The following is a 17,253-nucleotide window of genomic DNA, read 5'->3' as shown; positions in this document are numbered from 1 at the left end:
CGGGAGATATTTCAGGAATATGGCGAGTTAATCCCACCAAAAATACCATACATCCTGCTTCATTAAATAATCAGCATAATGCCCGATTGAAGGAAACTCATCCAAAACGTACTGACAAAAGATGAAATGCTCTTGCGCCAGCTTGAGGGCCTCCTCGTAGGTCTGCGGTCTTGAACCGGCTTGAAAAATCCATGTATCTTCTGTCACAGCGAGAACCTTGATGCCATACGCCTCCTGCCAGTGCTTCACGATCACCGACTGGTAAACAGGTAATGGGCATTCATTATAGCCTCCCATGGGAACCCACAACGGTGCTTCATAACCAGACGATAACGGCAATTCCAGAACAATCAATGCCTCATCTTCTAATCGATCCTGTACCCATTTTTCACTTATGAGAAAGGACTCCGTCTCTGTCTCACTGAGTTGTTCATTGAGTAGCTCATGGCCTTCCCATATAAGGGAATATGCCTTATAGATGCCTTCAAAGTTCTTTCCTTCCAAACTTTTCAACTCGGATGAAATATCTGTATACAAAAGGCGAGATTCTACAATTCGCCGAAAGACATCCTCCACAGATAAGCGGTGAACTTCCTCTAGCTGGTTATGTACGTAATCAGTGAGTGATCCCTCTTCGTCCACAGCTTCTTCTATCATCTCTAGTATATTATAGCTAGGCAGAACCAAAATGCTTTGCTTATCTACCTTTGTGGCAAGTACCGAAAAGTCTTCCGCAGCAACCACTTCTATGTCACATTCCTTTAGGTAATAAGACAACTCTTCTACCATCGTTACACCTCTTTTTTTGCATTTTTTCATACCATATATCCTACCACATCTAACAGAAAAATCCTGCGCACCCTCTCTTGGATTCACTTTCGAGTTGGTCTTATTCTGGACGCAAAGTCAAAATAAAACCTGCGTCTACCGCCGGAAAACACCACGAGCAGACCGTGAATGAGGAGTACAAGCGAAATCACTACGATGACGCCAAAGGAGAAAAGGATAAGAAATGGATAAAAAGCCGACTCCATTAAACTCTCTATCTGACTGATTGCATTCGAGGTGTACATGAAAAACCAAGTGAAATACAGCGCAAGATATCGCTTGAATAAAGCAATTGCGGATGGCTTCCCGGATTCTTCGTTCACCAGTCTGAACCGCAAAATCGCCGATCCAATTGTCTTTCCATTCCATAAAATTGGAATGAAATAGAAGCAAAGCAGCATACCGAGCGAGGTACTGATCACCTCTGTCAGCCAGCCAACCGGAAGAAGAAAGCCAAACAAATCCGACAAGAACTGAACTGTGATACTGTCGATCAACAACGCCAGCAATTGCGGTACAGGGAGGACGTTATCACTCTCCATGACACTTTCTCTTTTCGCTTCTATGCTTTTATTGGACGGAAACAAAGCCAGTATGATCGGAGCAATGAGAAATCCAAATAATACACCACTGCTGTTGAGTATAAGATCATCGACGTCGAACAGTCGATAGGGACAATTATAAATACCATAAATTCCTGTTAATTGTGTGACCTCAAAGAAAAGCGACAACCCAAAACCAAGCCCCAAAGCCCGTTTCCAATATTCCCGCTTCTGAAAAAAGTACCGGAGATAAACGCCAAATGGGAGCAGTAGCAAAAAATTAAATGCGGCTTGCAAGAAAGCTCGTTCTGATATGAGTTGAATATAGCTGGATGGGTGAGACCATACCATCGAAGTTTCCTTGAGAATATCACGGACAAAGGTAAAGGGAATCAGCGAATAATAAACCGTATTCTCTGCTTGCATCGCGCAAGTATCCCTCGTGTCTGGCAAAGGAAGCAGCACCAAAAACAAAGAGCAAAGCAAATAAAAAAGAAAGGAGGCGTTTAAAATGAACCTCCACCAACTAAAAAATCCATCTTTTCTATACGTGTAAATGAGCCAGGGAACAAACAATAAATAAGAACCTAGCATAAAAACAAGAAAAGCATATTGAATGGGAAATACGTACGATGACATGAGAGTACTCCTTTTACCTGTTGTGTAGCTGAGTAGCAGCCTTTTTCATATTTGGATTTCAATCTTTGTTCCTAGCCCCAATAAACTATTCACCTTTATTTCTCCACCGTGCGCCACAATAATATCACGCGCAATGGCCATACCCAGCCCGGAGCCTTTGTGCAGCTCTCCAGTATTCGTCCCCCGGTAGTAACGGTCAAAGATTCGATCGAGCTCCTGCTCTTTCATTCCTTTGCCGTTGTCCTCGATTCTGATCAGGGTGCGCTGACCTTTCTCTACACTTACTTTGATGAGGACGGAAGGATCATTATGGACGATGGCATTGTAGATCAAATTGGTGATCGCTCTACGAATCAGAATATCATCCATATCCACTTTGATCATTTCATCGCTAAATCGGAATTCCATGTTCCTGTCTGCATATCTCGCATCGTTCAAAGTATCAATGACGACATTTCGTAACAGGGTCACGATGTTCTTATTTGATTTGTGCAAGCGCAATTCTTTATTTTTTAGGCGGGCAGATAAATTCAGATCCTCAATGACATCTTTCAAGTACAATGACTTTCGTTCAATAATCTCCGCAAACTCTCTCATTTCCTCACACGAAAAGTCATACTCGGTGTCTTTCATCATTTCTGCGTAGCCTTGGATCGACGCTAATGGCGTTTTTAAATCGTGAGAGACATTGCCGATCCACTCTTCTCTCATTACATCTAATTTTTTTCTTTCATTTTCTGCCGCTCTTAGTTCATGTGATAAATTATTAACATTGTAGAAAACATCTTTATAGATGCCAATCGCTTCATAGTTGATATGGTATTCCTTATTGGCGAGCTTTCTTATTCCCTCTATGAGTGACAGCAGTGGTTTCGTTAGTCTTTTGCTAAAAAAATATCCAACGATCAGCGCGATCAATCCGTCGACGGTCAGAACGAGAATGCTTCCTATGTTAAAAACTTGCACGACCTCCCGGATATCATAGGACAATACGTGTCTTTGCAAATTTCGATTTTGAAACCCGATAAAGTAACTATAATGGCTGGAACCTGTTTGCTTCTCACCAATAAAGACCATCGTGTTCATATCAATTTCTTTGTATTTGTACATCTGGATAATGTCTATGGGCGCATATTTTCCTTTAATACCCACCGGCAATCGATAGCCAAAGATCTGTTTGCCATCTTCGTCTAGAATTTGTATCCATGCGTTATGCTGATCCAGCTCGGCTTTCCCTTTGTCTGTAAGCGTCGCCTGATGATTCGAAATGATAATTTGCTCATGGAAACGACTGGTTATTGCTTCAGCAGAGTTTCCCTTCTCGCTTATTGCAGTTTCATCCCACTCCGTTGTGGTGACCACTATCGCCAAAACAAGAAGAACAATATTGCTTAGTACAACCAAGATGACAATCAAAACAACAGACGCCAGAAATCTCCCAGTCACCCTCCAATTCATCCATTATTCATCCTTTACCGCCAGCTTATATCCCAAGCCCTTCACCGTTAACAGGTATGTTGGATTGGAAGGATCATCCTCTATTTTCTCTCGTAATTTTCTGATGTGTACCATCACGGTATTGTCAAAGCCAAAGAAATCTTCACCCCATACTTGGTAGTACAGCTTTTCTTTGCTGATAATTTGGTTAGGATGCTTGAGAAAATGGGTGAACAGCCTCAACTCTTTCGGTTTCAAATCGATGATGGTTCCATGCTTTCGCAACTCGACCTTTTCTTCATCAAAGACAAATGGGCCGACCTTAATGATAGGATCCGCCTTTACTTGAACTTGCTGATATTCAGCTCTTCTTAACTGTGCTTTCACTCGATAGGCCACTTCTTTCGGACTGAACGGTTTGCCAATATAGTCGTCACCGCCGATGGCCAAGCCTACTAGTTTATCCACTTCTTCCGTTTTTGCGGATAGAAACAAGATCGGGACATGTGAGATGCTTCTGATCTTTTTGCATACGTCATAGCCTTCCCCGTCTGGAAGCATAATATCCAAAATCACAACATCTGGATGCTTGTCTTGAAACTGCCCAAATCCTTCGGCTGCCGTTGAAGCCGTGTATACATTCTCGATGCCTTCCTTGATCAGAACCGTTTTCAACAGTCTGACGATATCCTCTTCATCGTCCACAATCAGTACTTTGCTCACGTAGAAGCCCCCCTGCCAAAACTAGAATTATTGCTTATCCTTTCCTTGAACAAACAAGGATACACCGAAGCCATCCTTGAATGACTTCGGCATAACCTTCTTTAGTTTACTGCTGGATTGACAATTTTTCTTTCGCTTTATCAGGCAGTTCGTCCACTTTCACTTCCTGATAGGAGGTAACTCCTTTTTCTTCTTTTACGAATACGCACAGATAGGCATCTTTACGCAGCTCTTTCATCGCCATAAAGTTGAGTGTTTTTTCCTCGCCATTTGCGTTATAGCCTTGCAGCGTATAATCGTACGAGACAAACTTCTCCCCGCTATCCAGCGTAACTTCATTCTTTTTCCCTTCTTTATTAATCTGAACATAATACTCATCTGCACCCAATCTGTTAAAATTCACGTTTTGAAGCAAGAGTACAGCTCCTATCATAAGAGCAAGTATGACTGATAATACGATGATGGTTGTCTTTTTCATAGATAGTCTCCTTTAAAAGTTTATGATTTTGTTTTCGTTACGATTTTGTAGTACGCATGGACGGTCAAGAAATAGTAGGCGGTGTACATGCATGTATAGATCGCCATACAAATCACCACAGGAACGACTAAGTTCATTTGCAACATCCGCGATAAAGGCGTTAGGGCGACGGCACTATGCGCGATACCAGCCAGCAAGGGAAGCGCGAAGATGAACAAGACTTGTTTGGCAATGGTTTTTTTGATTTCTTTTTTTCTGACGCCGATTTTGTATAAAATCTCATATCGCCCTTTGTCTGCATAGGCTTCCGTTAGCTGTTTAAAGTAAATGATGCTACCAGTTGCAGCCAGGAAAACGAGTCCCAGAAATCCGCCCATAAAAATGAGTAAACCGGAAGTTTCCAATCCTTGTGCATAGTCCTGATAGAAGCTTGCAAATCTTGCTTTTTCGGGTAAGATCGCTTGAATCTCTTTGGTTAATTGCTTGGCCTGATCTTCCTGCGTAATGGCATATGCTACCAAGCTCGCCTGATTCACTTCTTGTTGCAAGCGGACGAACAGCTCATCGCTGACGACGATCGTCGAAAAGACCGTTTGCAGATTCAAGACGTTGTAATCCTTTCGATCCTTGATCGTTATAATCACTTCGCCGCCCTTCGCTTTTAAAGGGAGCCTTGTCCCGACATATTGAGGGGAAATACCCTCAATGTAATAGGGGTCTAATAAAACGGCTTCCTGAGCTTGTAAGGAAAGCACATCGTCTTTTCCTTGTAATTGGGTCAATTGGTTGAATTCACGATTTGACATCACGGTATATGTCCGTTCATTACTTCCATCATCCAGATCACCAGTATCTACATCCATCTGAATAACCGGAATGGTTCGATGATAAAGAACTTCATGATTGGGATGCTTCGAAATCAATTCCTCCACCTGTTTGGTTAAACGGCTGTCCGTAGCGATAAACATCATGCTGTTCGGATTCACCTTTTCGACAGTGCTTCTATTGTTGTAATACAAGCTGTATGCCGTTCCAACAGATGTGAGCGTCGTGGCGCTTAGTACAGCAATGATGGTTAACGTGCGGGCATTTCCTTTCATTCGGTACAGCAGCTGAGAAATCCCTATTACGTTAATGCCATTCCAATAACTCTTCTTATGGTTTCTTAACCTTTTCAATAGCGTAACGCTGAAAACACCGAATAGGAGATACGTACCGAGAATGACGGTTAGTAAGATGAGGAGCGGCGTTGCCATTATCCCTACTTTTCTCCATATCGCTGACTCAAAGATGTTTTGCAGCGTAAGCCAATAACCGAAGCCAATCAACGCAACCGATAAGATAGCAGTGATCCAAGACGTTCTTGGTTCTTTTTCGCTTTCTTGATCCGCGCGAAAGAGTTCGATTAATTTGAAGCGATAAATTAACCGATAGCCTTGGAGCGAATTTATCAACGTAATGATAGAGAAGACGGTGATCGTGTTTATAATTGCCTCGGATGAAACAGAGAAATTAGCGATGGCATCATAACCCATGACCTTCATTAATACCGCAACAAAAAACTTGGACAACACGGAACCAAGAGCAATTCCGATCAGGAGTGCGATGATTCCCATTATGAAGTTCTCGTAAAAAAGCATGCGGCCGATCTGCTTCTTGCGTACGCCGAGCAAGGAGTAAAGCCCGACCTCCTTCTTGCGTTTACGTGTGAAGAATGCGTTGGAATACCAGATAAAGATGGCCACGAAGATCATTAACACGACCGACGCTCCGCTAAATACAGAACTGATTTTATTCGACCCTTCGGCGGCCAGCTGAATGGAATCGTCATACTTTAAGGAAACAAATGTGAAGTAAATCACAATACTAAAAATCATCGAAGCAAAATAGATAAAATAGTTGGTGAAATTTTTTCGGATATTTTTTCTGGCAATGCTAAAGAGCGTCATGATACCCACCCCCAAGCGAAGCAAGAATCTCCAGTATCTTTTGGAAAAACGCCTTCCGGGACTGCTTTTCTTTGTGGAACTCGGTAAAGAGCTGACCATCCTTGATGAAAATAACCCGTTTGCAGTAACTCGCCGCATACGCATCATGCGTGACCATCAGAATAGTAGATTGATTGGTTTCATTGAGTCTGCTTAAGCTTTCTAGTAAGCTTGCTGCCGATTTGGAATCAAGCGCACCTGTGGGCTCGTCCGCCAAAATGAGGCTTGGATTTGCCACGATGGCCCGCGAAGCCGCTGTCCGTTGTTTTTGACCCCCTGAAATATGGTAAGGGTATTTGTCTAAGATTTCTCGAATGCCGAACGTGTCCGCTATCTCGTTGACTCTCTTTTCGATTTCAGCGGCTGGCACCTTCGACAAGGCAAGCGGAAGCAAAATATTTTCTTTGACAGTCAACGTATCGAGAAGATTATAGTCTTGAAAAATAAAACCCAGCTTATTCCGGCGAAAGTCTGATAATTGCTCTTCGTTCATGTAGACGATATTTTGATCAGCAATAACGACCTTACCCGAAGAGGGCATATCGATGGTCGAAAAAATATTGAGTAAGGTTGATTTGCCGGCTCCGGACGGGCCCATGATTCCGACAAATTCACCCTCTTGTATTTTTAAGTTAATATCTTGCAGGGCGGTATACACATTTCCTTTTGTGCCAAATGTTTTTTGCACGTTGATTGCTTCCAGAATGGTTTTCATATCGCTATCCTTTCAAATGCAACTCATTTTTTCGTACTGCATTTATCATAACGATCGAACCTTAGAGCATTTTTATCTAAACCTTATATAAACCTTAAAAATAGCATCCGAAAAGCAAAAAAGCGCCCTCCCTCGGACGCCTCCCACGTTACTATTCGGGAACATACTTTGCTAATCTGCGTAGAACATGGAAAAATAAATCCCCGTTCCGTCAGAAGTTTTTATCCCCTCTCCAATCCTATTTGTTAGCCCTACCTTTTCACGAATGCCAGAATTGCGTTTTTCTTACTCCGTACTTGGAACCAAGCTTTTATTCTCGAATGATTTCGAGAGCACAATTAAAGGTGTGGAAAATCCGTAAACATGGCATGTATCCAAAAAGGTAGCCAGTGACTCGGTCGTCTCAGTCAGCACCTTCATCAAGTAATTGTACTCCCCACTGATTCTGTAGAGATCGACAATCTCAGGTGCTCGTTCGCTGAATGCAATGAAATCCTTGCACACACTCGTTTTAAACAAGACAAATGCAGTGGTGTGCTTGCCGAGCTTCTGGGGAGAAAGCTCCGTCCGATAAGCAGTTATGACGCCCTGCTCCTCCAGCTTTCGCACTCTTTCCGTTACAGCCGGCTGTGACATCGCGATCATGCGGCTCAGCTCGGAAATGGGAATCCGGGCATTCTCGTGAAGCACCGACAAAATTTTATGATCGATTTGGTCCATCCACATAACACCTCATTTTTCGAAAGTAGAATACCTGAAACAAATGAAAATGTAAGGTAAATAAATCGAATTACCTTCAAAAACTTATGTAAATTGTATGCGATCTCCCATAAAATGTCACTCATAAACAGAAGAGGAGAATGAGAACATGACATTTACCATAAACGAGCCAATCAACATAGGCAGCTTGCGCTTAAAAAATCGGCTTATCATGTCGCCCATGCAGCAGTATAGGGGTACTCCGGAAGGCTTTTCCACCGACCATCATATCGAGTTTTACAGCCGAAGAGCCAAGTATGTGTCCCTGGTGATTGTGGAATCGACCGCCGTCTCAGCCAACGGCAGACTGTTTCACAACGACATCGGCATTTTTACCGACCAACATGTGGAGCCTTTGCGCAAGATAACAGAAGCTGTTCACTCAGAGTACACCCCGATCTTCATCCAGTTGTCGCACGGCGGGAGGAAGGCTTCACCTGATGTAACGAAGCAATTGGTCGCACCAAGTGCGATTGCGTACGATGATTACTACGGGACCCCTGAGTCGCTGTCTCTTGCCGAAATGAAGAGCATCGTCGAAGAATACCGTTTGGCGGCAAAGCGGAGCGTCGAAGCCGGCTTTGATGGCATTGAGCTTCACGCGGCGCACGGCTTTTTGCTTCATCAATTTTTATCGCCTTTGTCCAACTCGCGAACGGATGATTATGGTGGTACTCCCGAGAACAGGGCACGCTTTTTACAAGACGTACTTCTGGCGATTCGAGCAGAAGTGGGACGGGATTATCCCGTTATGATCCGTGTTTCTGCCACAGATTTTGTCCAGGGCGGTCTAACCCCGGAAGACTGGGTACAAATGCTAAAGCCGCTTGAGTCTGAATTGGATGCGATCGATGTCTCAACAGGGGGACTGCTCCCGATCCAGCCTAGTGACGTCTATACGGCTTATCAGTTGCCTCACGCAGCTGCGATCAAACAACATTTCAGCATTCCGGTCATTGCCGTGGGAAAAATATATAGCCGCAGTCTCGCCAATCGAATTCTCGAAGACAAACTCGTTGATAGTATCGCGATTGGTCGCCCTCTCTTGGAAGACCCTGATTATGCAGAACGTATTTTATTTGCCTAATCGACACAGGAATGACCCGAATTTGTTCACTTTCTTCATCAAAAAAAATGGTAGGATAGAGGCATCACTTCATAAAAAATGAGGAGAGTCACAAGTGCGGGTACATCCAATATACTTTTTACGTCTTACAGGTCTATTCGATGGCCTTTCTTTATTAGTATTGATGGGCATCGCGATGCCCTTGAAATACGTGTGGGGCTTTGACAAAGCCGTAACCATCACAGGAAGTATTCACGGTGGAATATTTTGCTTGTATGCTCTGGCGATACTCTATGTGGCTACTCGCGTGAGATGGAGTCTGCTCTGGTCTCTTGCTGCGTTACTCGCCGCTTTTGTGCCGTTTGGGAACTTCTTTCTCGATCGCAGACTGAAAAAGGCACAGGATGTGTATCCTCTGAAGCCGTTTAATAATGCCCTGCTCGTATACGGCATCGTTTTTTTCTCGTTCTTTGATTTGTTCTCGCAGCTGCCGGTCATGAGTACCTTTGCTGCTTCCGTAGGTGCCAGCTCATTTGTTATAGGTTTTGTCATTGGTCTGTATTCGTTAGCCAATACCTTTGGCAATATTATCTCTGGCATGCTGACAGATAAGGTCGGTCCATCCAAGCCACTGTTGATCGGATTGGTTTTATCCAGTTGTGCCTTGCTGCTGTATCACATTGTCGATCAGCCGTTTTTGTTGATTATCGTGCGAATCATTCACGGATTTGTTGCCGGTTTGATAGTTCCTGCTGCTTTTACTTTCTCTGCGAATAACACTGCCCATGAGCAGCAAGGGCGAAAGGTTGCTTTCACTGGTACCTTTGTGGGACTCGCAGCGATTATCGGCCCTGCATTCAGCGGCATTATGGCAAGCAAAACCTCTGTGCCTTTTGTCTTTACATGTGTAGCTGTTATGGGCTTTTTCCTAGTCATCCTATCCGTCATTTTTTTGCAATCCACTCAGGCTTGCAAGAAAGAGAAGCTTAAGAAGGACGTTCCATCCTCAGCTTTGATCTTCAATGCTGGAATTATTAAGGCTTATGGCGGTGCCTTTTTGCTCATGTTTTCACAAGGTGTGATCGCTTACCTTTTGCCCTTGCATGTCCAATCGCTTGGATATGATTCGAAATTAAGCGGTACATTAATGAGCACTTTTGGGATGATTGCCGTCCTGCTTTTTGTGCTTCCGACCAACCGGATTTTTGATCGTGTTGCCCCTTCCAAAACAATATCCATCGGAATTGGTTTCATGGGCGTGAGTCAGCTGCTTATTGGTCAATCCAACACGACATTGGCACTGTACTGCGTGTTAGGACTATATGGGATAGGCTTTGCGCTCTTGTTTCCCTCTGTCAATACGATGCTCATTCAATCAACACCGCAAGAATTACTGGGTAAAGCACACGGTTACTTATACGCCTTCTTCTCTCTCGGTGTGGTTGTCGGCTCAGGCCTTTTAGGTTGGCTGCCCTTCTCCATCGAGGAAGGATTTCTGTTCACAGGAAGCCTGCTGCTCGTGTTTGCCGCTTTCATTGCCATGCATAAGCAGCGAGAACGCTTGTTGAATCAACAAAATAATCGATAGCAGCCGTCGTTTATACCAACAAAACCTCCTTAACCACTAAGCTAGTGGCGAAGGAGGTTTTGTGCTAATACTCTCAACCGCGGAATCACTACGAATCAGGCATGCAGCCAACAGACCAATGCCAAGTACGATTGCAAGCAGTACAAAAGTTAGTTCATAGCTGCCAAATTTCATAAAACGGATGGACAAGATCGGCCCAAGACTTGTTCCCGAAAACAGGATAAACGTATAAACCGAAACCGCAATTCCCCGCGATTTGCCCCCCAGCTGTCCAATAAGCGTGATCAGAGAAGGAACAGATAACGCAATTCCGGCAACGAAAAGCACACTCGTACCGATCAAAAGAGACAAGTTCGATATCATACCGAGAGAAGCCATACTGACCACTGCTAGACCTAGCCCGCAACGTAGTACGGTACGTAAGCCAAACCGTTTTGCCAGCCCGCCCGCCAGCGGAGAAATGAGCATGCCCACTATACCAATCGTTCGAACAAGCAGAATATCCTTGTTGCTTAGCCCAAAATCAGGTCCCGCCAAATAACTGCCCAAGACCGTATACATATTAACGAATGACATTAGCAATACAAGAGCGATCATGTAGCTCAAGACGATATTTTTTCGTTTGAACATGGAGGGAATTCGCTTAATCGGCTCCCAAATATTAACGGTAGCAAGGGGACTCTCTTCTTTTGGCAGCCACCTCATCACCACGAGCATTGTCACGAAATAGATAGCAGCAAGCATATAGAATACAGCGTGCCAACTGTATTGTTGACTCATGAAGCTACTGATCACTTGCCCAATGATTCCTGCCGCCAAAAATCCTGTGCTGATAAATCCGATTGCCGTTACCCGTTTTTCCGCAGGGAACATTTCCACAGCATAGGCGAGCGCAACAGGCGAGAACGTAGCAGCCGCAGCACCTTGCAAGCTCCTGAGTACAATGATCCATGCAAAATGATTGGCACTACCAAGCAATATAGAAAAAAGAGTCAGCGCAATCAGCCCGATCACAATAACGTTCTTGCGGCCATACTTTTCGGACAACGGTCCATAAATCAGGCACCCTATGGCAAACCCAACCGAAAATGCACTACCTGTTGCTGCAGCCTGTGTCAATGTAATACGGAAAAGATCGGCAAAGATAGTCATAAGGGGAATCGTGACGTATAAGCTCGACATGATGACGATTCCAGACCAGCATAGGATTGCAGTCATGAGTGAGTAGTTTCGCTGTGACATGGCACACCTCTTTCTCAATGATTTACAAACATTATAGTTAGATTGTCTAATTATATTCATAAAAAAATATGATCTTATCTTCCCACCCCCAGTTTCTCTTCCATGCTGCGATTCAACTTCATCAAGATTTTTTCCAGCAGCATCCTTTCTTCCTCTTCTAATTCGCTCATAATGGAGGAGCAGGCAGACCAGAAAACGGGCAGTGCTCTGGCTACTAATTCTCTGCCTTCCTGTGTTATTTTGACATGAATCTTGCGGCCATCCAGCGTGCTTTGCTCCCTGATTATCCAGTGCCTTTTTTCCAGCCAGTCCAGCAAAGCTGTGACAGAGGCACGCCGAATACCCAGCCTGTCTGCAAGCGAAGAGGGGGTGATAAGCTCTCTGTCTTCATGTAACGTAAGCAATAGCAACACGTCCCATTTACTCTCCGTTATGCCGAATGTCTCCAAATTCAAATCAATGGCGTCTATGGCGTTATCCCCCAGCCATAGCATCAATAACCCCAAATGAGCCAATTTGCGATCCGTATTTTGCAGAGCTGTTTTTTCCATCAGATCCAAATATGGCTGAATACCTAGTTTTGGCAATTGATCAGATGTATGCTCTCTCTTGTTTTTTCTGCTCATAATCCACCTTGAAATATAATTAGATTATCTAACTAAAATTAATGTAACGTATTTGTTTAGCTTTTGCAACACCCTAGAACCTTCTTCCAACGGACCTGGCAACACGAAAGCCAAGATCATCGATTCGAAACGTAGGGTGACTCCGGCGGCGACATGTCGCTCCACAGCCTCTGGCCTCTTCCGCCCAACTGCCACCGCGAAAAATTCGGTAGGAGCCGTATACATTCGCATCGTAAAGATCCCAGCACCACTCCCAAACATTTCCGAGCATGTCATAGAGCCCCCACGCATTCGGCAGCTTTTGTCCTACCGCATGTGTTGTACCCATAGAGTTCTCTTGATACCATGCGATCTCATTCAGCTCGCCGTACCGGTAACCACCCGTCCCTGCTTTGCACGCGTACTGCCATTCCGCCTCTGTAGGTAGACGATAGCCATCGGCTTCCTCGTTCCATACGACACGCTCACCATCTTCACTTATCGAGTAGCATTCCGTGAGACCCGCTTGCTGAGAAAGCCGATTGCAAAACGAAATCGCATCGTCCCACGAGACATTTACTACGGGAGCCTGAGAGTGGTCATTCGGTCCAGCTGCTTTTTGGACAACCGAGAAGTATAACTCATTCGTAACAGGAACCGGTGCGAGTAAAAAAGAGTTCACCTCGGTTGTCCATGTCGCCTTGATTCGATCGTCCCTCAATTCGATTTGCCCTGCTGGGATGTTCACCATGGTGTACGCCTGTTCCATCTCTATTTCACCTGGCTTAACTTTTCAATCGCCTGCTCTTCAGTCGGCAAAAAAAAGATGTCTTTTCCATTGTTGGATTCATAGATGAAGTCTTTTAGACTTTTACTTGTGTACACCGAAAAATCCCCTACAATCGCCACTTTTACCCGATAATTGATGAACTTCTGAAGGATTTCACCTGCCAAGCGTGTTTTCAAATCGAAAAAGCTTTCGTGAAGCAATGATTTGTCGAGAATGATACGATGACTGTCTGCTTCATAATGTACAGTTGCGATCAGATCCAATGCGGACTGCACATCCTCTATTAATACCTCTGTTCCGCTCACGACCGCAATGTTTCCCACTCCTGTTTCTACCTTCGTAATTTTCATATCCACCCTCCTCGTTTATCCTTTCGTAACCTTACTTACATAATTCTCACAAATAGATCGATTGTCTTCGCCGTTTGCAAGCGGAATGCTCGCTACTCGAAAGAAGCTCAGACCTACGACCATCGCAAGTAGACCGTAGGCAGCGCTTTGCGAATCCTCTACAGACATTTGCCCTGTCTGATTACCGCAATCAAAAATCTTTGCGATGCCTTGCAAATCTCTCGTATAGCTCTTCGCAGCGACTTCTTGCAAATGGGGATTCAACGCGGCTTTCGAGAAGAACTGGACAAAGAGTCTTGCTTGATCTTCTTGCGGGATATACATGGTATCAATCCCATCCAGCTGCGAAACATTGATCCGTTTTTCCTTGTCGTCACCGTATGGCGGCAAGATATGCTTCAGCGTAACGTCAATCATTTCCTGGGCTGTCATGGTGTTTTCGATGTCAGATTCGATTTTCAATCCATAATAGGCCAAGAATGCCTGAAAGGCTTCACTCGTCAATTGATCCTTATTCTTAAAATAATACGTGACGACTCCCTTTGAGCAGTCCGCATACTCCGCCACCTTATCCAACGTCATGCCATCAATCCCGTGAATGCTAATACAAGTTAGGGTCGCATTTATGACATCTGCTCGGCGCTTTGGTTCCATTCCTAATTTGGGCATGATCTTACCTCGTTTATTTATACTGTACGGTCGGAATAAAAAAAGTGTACACAATTATTTTCCAGTTTGTCAAACGAATAGGTTCAAAAAAAAAAACACGCTTACTCAGCGTGTTCCATCATGACGTTACATGGCAAGTGCTTGGCGACTGATCCGATATTGCCCCGGTGTCAGCCCTGTCCATTTCTTGAAAGCATTTTGAAAGGCGCTTGGATCTGAAAAATGCAGCAGGTACGCAATCTCCCCAATGGAATGCTCCGCTTGCTGTAAATACCCCAACGCCATTTCTTTTCGGACATTCGTGGACAATTCATGATAGGAAGTGTCCTCTGCCTTTAATTTCGCTTGCAGAGATCTCGTACTCATGTGAAAAGCAGCGGCTGTTTGCTGTAAGGTCGGAAAAGCCGCAGGCATGCATCCCATCATCCATTGAAACACACGGTCTGAAAATTCCCGCCCTCTGATCAGCCTCTCTCTAATTTCTTCCGCGATTGGTTCAAAAGCTTTACGCAGCCGGACATCTGAATACAGGATCGGGTATTGCAAAACTTCCTTGCTGATCAAGAGTCCATTTTCTTTTCCACCAAAGTGTGGCTCCATTCCAAATAGATTCAAATAAGGAGCGATATCGGCCGTAGCGTCGTGTGTGAAATGTATCTCCTGTAACGGAATGGCGCGATGACTCATACGGACGATCAAGTGGTACAAGGAGCTGACCATATCTTCCATACAATGTCGAGACACGCTCCCAGGGCTTTGTCTATGAAAACGTAGGAAGACATCGTTCCCTCGCTCTTCCCAATCCAGCTCGTACCCGCTGCAAAGGATCACGTGATACCGCTGATAAGCCTTCAATGCATCGACGATTTTTTCCGAATGCATCATGACATAGCCAAGAATGCCCAGATCGGCAATATCGGTTAACTGTCCTTGATGCAGTCCGAAATGATCATCCTGCGTGTAAATCGCAGCTTCCTTCATCAATCGCTCGAGCTCCGCTTCGGCAATGCGCGCCTCCACATCCTGCAACAAAGTAACGTCAAAAGAAATATGGTCACAAAAACGCTCGAAATCAAACCTTTTGTGAGTAATTGTCTTCATAATCGGATACACCATCGAAATCGCAAACCCCTGCGCATTTTCCAAGTACGGTACCTCCTTTGCGTAAATCCACAACATTTATGCGCTTTCGATCATTCATCTGTTTCCTTCCACACGATATGCTGAATACAGTTCAGTTTACCACGATCTGTCGGATATGGAATCAACTCTACAGGGGGACATGAAAATGAACATTCTCGTTATCATCGGACATCCAGATCCCGAGAGCTATTGCTCTGCGTTGGCGCACGCCTATATGAAAGGAGCCGCAAGCAAAAAAGCACAGATTCGCACCATTGACTTAAGCCAAATTTCTTTCGACCCGAATCTGAAGTACGGATATCGGAAAAGAACGGAGCTGGAGGATGACTTAAAAGAAGCACAGGACCTCATCCGTTGGGCCGATCATTTGGTCATTGTCTATCCGACCTGGTGGGGCACGATGCCCGCTATCTTGAAGGGATTTTTCGATCGTGTCTTATTATCCGGATTCGCCTATAAATATCGGGAGGGTTCGTCTCTATGGGATAAGCTGTTAACGGGCAAAACCGCGCATCTGATTGTGACCATGGATTTCCCATCTTGGTACAACCGCTTGATCTACTGGCAAGCCGGACATCTCGTGATGAAACGCAACATTTTGAAGTTTTGTGGGATCAAGCCTGTGAAGGTTACGGAGATCAGTGGGGTGAATGCTGCATCGCAGGAAAAACGCAAGAAGTGGCTAGAGCAGGTGAAAAAGCTTGGGGAGAGGCTAGCCTAAGCACACTATTAAAAAGGCTTTCCCAATCGTCTTGAAAAAGGCTGAGGGTGGGGATAGCCCTTTTCTGCTTGAAAGTCGGATACTGAGTAATCTCACTTCCAAAAAGCAAAAATACTGAAGTAACTTTAGTAAGTTGATCAGATGACACAAGACAAATGCTATACTAATGTTAATATTTTACACAACTCCCTACGTGATATAAATTTGGCTTTTTTGTCGGAACAGAATACACGCTTTATTAGCAAGAACCTTATTAAGTGAAAAAACTCATATCTAAAAATAGAGTATCAGGAAACCTTGAATTATTTAAGGGGGAACAAATGTTGAGCTTCTTAATTAACTTAGGAAATAAAATTACTGAGGAAAAAGCAAAGGGCGTTAATGTCTATCATCTTTTGCATTATGTTTGGTTGATTGAAATATACTACCTAATTTTAAATTCATTATCTATATTCATTATACAGCTCGAAATTAAAGAACTAACTGAAATACATTTTTTTCGAAATGGCTATTTATTATCGCATCAACCTATTATGTATATACATGGACAGGAAGGTTTTTACCTCTAATAATGATTTTTCTTGTCTTACTTACACAAGGATTGAAAAAATTACTAATCATACTGAAAACTAAGTATGATATAACGTTTCGGTAATTCGAAAGTGAATATTTTTTCTATTAGTAAAAATCCAGGAAAGAGAAGAAAGACAAGACATTTAGAATTTCTTTAAGATAAAACTCATGGGATCGAATGCTACCCCTATCAGTTTAAGTATCTACCCTAATTCGATATCCGCTTACCAAAAGCGCACATCGAGTTAATTGAAAATTTTTTATTGCAGTTTTGCCCCTAAAAAAACTACATCTAAAGTAAATCTTTTCTAGCGTAGAACGCAAATAAATCATACAAAGTGTATTTATTATGTACATGATTCTGAGTATGATAGTAGTTAAAAAAGAAAGAGGCTAT

Annotated in this window: 17 protein-coding genes; 3 read left to right on the top strand and 14 right to left on the bottom strand. The window is 43.8% G+C overall.

Going from position 1 to position 17,253, the window contains the following annotated elements; genetic code table 11:
* Window positions 1–27 precede the first annotated feature (27 nt).
* The 8 genes from ACFYU8_RS14620 to ACFYU8_RS14585 form a co-directional block, all read right to left on the bottom strand.
* A complete protein-coding gene (locus ACFYU8_RS14620; RefSeq protein WP_390300297.1) occupies window positions 28–819 on the bottom strand; it encodes a DUF4253 domain-containing protein in 792 nt (263 codons plus the stop codon).
* A gap of 53 nt (window positions 820–872) precedes the next feature.
* Entirely contained in the window at window positions 873–2,009 is a 1,137-nt protein-coding gene (locus ACFYU8_RS14615; protein ID WP_390300299.1) for a VanZ family protein, read from the bottom strand.
* A gap of 45 nt (window positions 2,010–2,054) precedes the next feature.
* The gene (locus ACFYU8_RS14610; RefSeq protein ID WP_390300301.1) at window positions 2,055–3,467 is read right to left on the bottom strand and encodes a sensor histidine kinase; all 1,413 of its coding nucleotides are present in this window, start codon (window positions 3,465–3,467) and stop codon (window positions 2,055–2,057) included.
* Between the two features lie 3 nt (window positions 3,468–3,470).
* The gene (locus ACFYU8_RS14605) at window positions 3,471–4,169 is read right to left on the bottom strand and encodes a response regulator transcription factor (RefSeq protein ID WP_390300303.1); all 699 of its coding nucleotides are present in this window, start codon (window positions 4,167–4,169) and stop codon (window positions 3,471–3,473) included.
* Window positions 4,170–4,275: 106 nt separating this feature from the next.
* Window positions 4,276–4,647, bottom strand: a complete 372-nt coding sequence (locus tag ACFYU8_RS14600) for a YxeA family protein (protein WP_390300305.1) — start codon at window positions 4,645–4,647, stop codon at window positions 4,276–4,278.
* Between the two features lie 20 nt (window positions 4,648–4,667).
* Entirely contained in the window at window positions 4,668–6,596 is a 1,929-nt protein-coding gene (locus tag ACFYU8_RS14595; protein ID WP_390300307.1) for an FtsX-like permease family protein, read from the bottom strand.
* Complete coding sequence (locus ACFYU8_RS14590; RefSeq protein WP_390300309.1) at window positions 6,583–7,350, bottom strand: ABC transporter ATP-binding protein; 768 nt, start codon at window positions 7,348–7,350, stop codon at window positions 6,583–6,585. Before ACFYU8_RS14590 ends, ACFYU8_RS14595 begins: the two co-directional genes overlap by 14 nt.
* A gap of 285 nt (window positions 7,351–7,635) precedes the next feature.
* On the bottom strand, window positions 7,636–8,070 hold the full coding sequence (locus tag ACFYU8_RS14585; RefSeq protein WP_390300311.1) for an Lrp/AsnC family transcriptional regulator: 435 nt from the start codon (window positions 8,068–8,070) through the stop codon (window positions 7,636–7,638).
* A gap of 148 nt (window positions 8,071–8,218) precedes the next feature.
* Between ACFYU8_RS14585 and ACFYU8_RS14580 the strand changes: the two genes are divergently transcribed.
* Both ACFYU8_RS14580 and ACFYU8_RS14575 read left to right on the top strand, forming a co-directional pair.
* Window positions 8,219–9,196: an oxidoreductase gene (locus ACFYU8_RS14580; RefSeq protein WP_390300313.1), complete on the top strand. Its 978-nt coding sequence runs from the start codon at window positions 8,219–8,221 to the stop codon at window positions 9,194–9,196.
* A gap of 94 nt (window positions 9,197–9,290) precedes the next feature.
* Complete coding sequence (locus ACFYU8_RS14575) at window positions 9,291–10,763, top strand: MFS transporter (RefSeq protein ID WP_390300315.1); 1,473 nt, start codon at window positions 9,291–9,293, stop codon at window positions 10,761–10,763.
* A gap of 36 nt (window positions 10,764–10,799) precedes the next feature.
* Here the strand turns inward: ACFYU8_RS14575 and ACFYU8_RS14570 are convergent, their stop codons facing one another.
* The 6 genes from ACFYU8_RS14570 to ACFYU8_RS14545 form a co-directional block, all read right to left on the bottom strand.
* Window positions 10,800–12,005, bottom strand: a complete 1,206-nt coding sequence (locus tag ACFYU8_RS14570; RefSeq protein ID WP_390300317.1) for an MFS transporter — start codon at window positions 12,003–12,005, stop codon at window positions 10,800–10,802.
* A gap of 74 nt (window positions 12,006–12,079) precedes the next feature.
* A complete protein-coding gene (locus tag ACFYU8_RS14565; RefSeq protein WP_390300319.1) occupies window positions 12,080–12,631 on the bottom strand; it encodes a MarR family transcriptional regulator in 552 nt (183 codons plus the stop codon).
* 73 nt (window positions 12,632–12,704) lie between these two features.
* A complete protein-coding gene (locus ACFYU8_RS14560) occupies window positions 12,705–13,379 on the bottom strand; it encodes a formylglycine-generating enzyme family protein (protein WP_390300321.1) in 675 nt (224 codons plus the stop codon).
* Between the two features lie 2 nt (window positions 13,380–13,381).
* Window positions 13,382–13,750: a DUF4180 domain-containing protein gene (locus ACFYU8_RS14555; protein WP_390300323.1), complete on the bottom strand. Its 369-nt coding sequence runs from the start codon at window positions 13,748–13,750 to the stop codon at window positions 13,382–13,384.
* Between the two features lie 15 nt (window positions 13,751–13,765).
* Window positions 13,766–14,419 (bottom strand): TetR/AcrR family transcriptional regulator, encoded by a 654-nt coding sequence (locus ACFYU8_RS14550; RefSeq protein WP_390300325.1) that lies wholly within the window; start codon window positions 14,417–14,419, stop codon window positions 13,766–13,768.
* A gap of 126 nt (window positions 14,420–14,545) precedes the next feature.
* Window positions 14,546–15,565, bottom strand: coding sequence for an AraC family transcriptional regulator (locus tag ACFYU8_RS14545; RefSeq protein WP_390300327.1), 1,020 nt, complete (start codon window positions 15,563–15,565; stop codon window positions 14,546–14,548).
* Window positions 15,566–15,707: 142 nt separating this feature from the next.
* Between ACFYU8_RS14545 and ACFYU8_RS14540 the strand changes: the two genes are divergently transcribed.
* Complete coding sequence (locus ACFYU8_RS14540) at window positions 15,708–16,283, top strand: NAD(P)H-dependent oxidoreductase (RefSeq protein WP_390300329.1); 576 nt, start codon at window positions 15,708–15,710, stop codon at window positions 16,281–16,283.
* The last annotated feature ends 970 nt before the right edge of the window (window positions 16,284–17,253 follow it).

This window comes from Brevibacillus sp. NPDC003359 (genome assembly GCF_042878995.1).
Taxonomy (GTDB): Bacteria; Bacillota; Bacilli; order Brevibacillales; family Brevibacillaceae; genus Brevibacillus.
This window is presented reverse-complemented; position numbering and strand designations above follow the sequence as displayed.